2 protein-coding genes are annotated in these 2,535 nt (G+C 73.3%); both read left to right on the top strand.

The genetic code is table 11. The features are described 5' to 3' along the window. On the top strand, nt 1–1,227 hold a 1,227-nt coding region (gene tssL / locus HUU95_RS14135; protein WP_174280679.1), incomplete at its 5' end, for a type VI secretion system protein TssL, long form. After that, nucleotides 1,227–2,535 (top strand): type VI secretion system membrane subunit TssM (tssM, locus tag HUU95_RS14130; RefSeq protein ID WP_174280678.1); only part of this gene is annotated, 1,309 nt, incomplete at its 3' end. The genes tssL and tssM, both read left to right, overlap by 1 nt.

Here is a 2,535-nt window from a genome sequence, read left to right as displayed (position 1 = left end):
GGGCCGTTCACCCCCGCGCCGATGTCGCTCGACCAGCTCGGCCGCGCCGGCGCCAATCCGCTGCTCGCCGCCGGCGGGCCGCTGATCGCGCTCGCCAACTCGCTGCGCAGCGTCACCGACGGCGGCGACGTGGTGCGGCTGCGGCGCACGGTGGTGGATGAGCTGCGCCGCTTCCAGGCGCGCACGCGCGAGCTGGTGGTCGGCGACGACGACGCGCGCTATGGCCATTACGTCCTGTGCGCGCTGATCGACGAGGTGGTGCTGTCGACGCCGTGGGGGGTGAAGAGCAGCTGGGGCCAGCAGACGCTGGTCGCGACCTTCCATAACGAGGTCGTGTCGGGCGATCGGATGTTCGAGCTGGCCGATGCGCTGGAGGCGCGTCCCGGTCGCTCGCCCAACCTGCTGGAGCTGATCTATGTCTGCCTGTCGTTCGGGTTCGAGGGGCGCATGCGGCTGGAGCGCGGCGGCGCCAGCCGGCTCGTGCAGCTGCGCGAGCGGCTGTACGCGGCGATCCGCAACCTCAAGGGTCCGGTCGAGCGCGAGCTGTCGCCGCACTGGGCGGGCGTGGACGCGTCCTATGTGCCGCTGTCGCGTCAGACGCCGCTCTGGGTATGGCTGTCGGGCTTCGCGGTCCTGCTGCTGGCGCTGTATGCCGCGCTGGCGCTGCGGCTGGCGGGGCTGAGCGAGCGCGCGGCCGCGCCGCTCACCGCATCGTTCCGCGCCGGGCCGGCCGAGCTCAACCGTTCCGCGCCCGCGCCCGCGGCGGACAGCCGGCTCTACCTGTCGATCCTCGACATCCTGAAGCCCGATATCGACGCGGGCCGCGTCGCGGTGACGGACGAGCCCGACGCGGTGCAGGTGCGGATGAAGGACAAGGGCCTGTTCGCCTCCGGCTCGGCCGATCTCGACGCGAGCTACGATCCGACGATGGGCCGGATCGCGCAGGCGATCGCGCTGACGCACGGCAGCGTCGCGGTCACCGGCCATACCGACACGCAGCGCGTCGCCTCGCTCCGCTTCACGTCCAACCAGGCGCTGTCGGAGGCACGCGCGGCGGCCGTCGTGTCGGCGTTGGGCGGCAAGGGTGTCGAGGCTGCCCGGCTGGCGCCAAGCGGCGTCGGCGAAACGCAGCCGGTCGCGGACAATGGCGACGAGGCCGGTCGCCGGCAGAACCGGCGCGTGGAGGTGACGATCCCCAAGAGCTATAACGAAGGGGGCGCGCGCTGATGGCGCTGCGGCTGCCGCGCCTGCGCCGGCCCTCGCGCGGGGTGATGATCGTGCTCGGGCTGATCGCGCTCGCGCTGGTCATCTGGTTCGTGGGGCCGCTGGTGTCGATCGCGCGCTGGACGCCGCTCGGGCCCGTATGGGTTCGCGTCCTGCTGATCCTGCTCGTGGCCGCCACCGTGGCCGGGCGCTGGGGCTGGGCGCGATGGCGCGAGCGGCGGCAGAACCGCGCGCTCGTCGCCGAGCTGGAGGGGCGCCCCGCCGCGACGCCCGGCGCGGATGACCTCGCCGCCGCCGACGTGACCGCGATGGACCAGCGCGCGCAAAAGGCCTTGGCGCTGATGCGGGACGCCCGGATCGGGAGCAAGGGCGAGCTCGCCTATCAGCTGCCCTGGTACGCGATCATCGGCCCGCCGGGCGCCGGCAAGACCACCGCGCTCCAGAACAGCGGCCTCGACTTCCCGATCGCGCAGGAAGTGGGCGACGGCGCGGTGCGCGGGATCGGCGGGACGCGCACGATCGAATGGTGGTTCACCGACCGCGCGGTGCTGATCGACACGGCCGGGCGCTACACGACGCAGGACAGCGACCCGGTCGCCGACGCGGGCGCCTGGGCCGGGTTCCTCGACCTGCTGAAGCGCTATCGGCCGCGCCAGCCGCTCACCGGCCTGATCGTGGCGCTCTCCGTCACCGACCTGGCCGGCGCCGACGAGAGCGCGGCGCTGGCGCACGGGCGCGCGATCCGTCAGCGCATCAACGAAATCCAGGTCGCGTTCGGCCTCCGCCTGCCCGTCTATGTGCTGCTCACCAAGGTGGACCTGCTCGCGGGGTTCACCGAGTTCTTCGACGACCTGTCCGCCGCCGAGCGCGAGCAGGTATGGGGCGAGACTTGGCCGCTGGCTCGGGGCGACCGCGCCGAGCCCGTGCCGCGGCCCGGATTCGACGCGGCGTTCGAGGGCCTGCTCGCCCGGCTCGACGCGCGCGTGCCGATGCGGTTGCAGGCGGAGCCGGACATGAGCCGCCGCGGGCTGATCTTCGGCTTCCCGCGCCAGATCGCCTCGATCCGCGAGCCGCTCGGCCGCATGCTGGACGCGATCGGCCGCACCACCGCCTATGAGACGGAGCCGCTGGTGCGCGGCTTCTATTTCACCAGCGGCACGCAGTTCGGCCGGCCGGTCGACCGGCTCCTGGGCGCGCTGGCCAGCCGCTTCGGCCTCAAGCTCGCGCGCGGCGCGACCGCCAACGCGAAGGGCCGCAGCTATTTCCTCGGCGACCTGCTGAAGCGCGTCGTGTTCCCGGAGGCGGCGCTGG

The organism is Sphingomonas bacterium (assembly GCF_903643065.1).
Classification (GTDB): Bacteria; Pseudomonadota; Alphaproteobacteria; order Sphingomonadales; family Sphingomonadaceae; genus Sphingomonas.
Note: the sequence above shows the minus strand (reverse complement) of the source record. Positions and strands in the feature narration are given on the sequence as shown.